This window comes from Dellaglioa sp. CoH-55-MRSF-9 (genome assembly GCF_056782155.1).
Window position 1 is genome coordinate 1 of record NZ_JBXAYG010000115.1, and the last position, 258, is coordinate 258.

Sequence of the window (258 nt, forward strand, 5' to 3'; positions counted from 1 at the left end):
GACTCCATATCGCGCCGCACCATACGCACGATTCCAGAATTGGCTTCACCGTATTGCGTATACCAGTGTTCGAAGGTCATGCGTCCTCCGCGATCTTGGCAGCAATCATGTAGTCGAGCACGGCCCACAGCAGATGATACGTAGCCAGCTGGGTGTTGCCGCCCATGTTAATGGCCACGGCGTACAGCATGTTGAATGCAGCACACACATGCATCAGGATCGACGGAATAGACCTCATTGACCACACTCCTGTTTATG

General features: G+C 53.5%; 1 protein-coding gene. It reads right to left on the minus strand.

From position 1 onward, the window contains the following. Positions 1–76: 76 nt before the first annotated feature. On the minus strand, positions 77–238 hold the full coding sequence (locus AC1RPV_RS08005) for a hypothetical protein (protein ID WP_481764237.1): 162 nt from the start codon (positions 236–238) through the stop codon (positions 77–79). Between the last annotated feature and the right edge of the window lie 20 nt (positions 239–258).

What these genes read in the sequence shown, in the direction of transcription:
- AC1RPV_RS08005 (WP_481764237.1), bottom strand. Translation starts at nt 238, where the DNA reads ATGAGGTCTATTCCGTCGATCCTGATGCATGTGTGTGCTGCATTCAAC.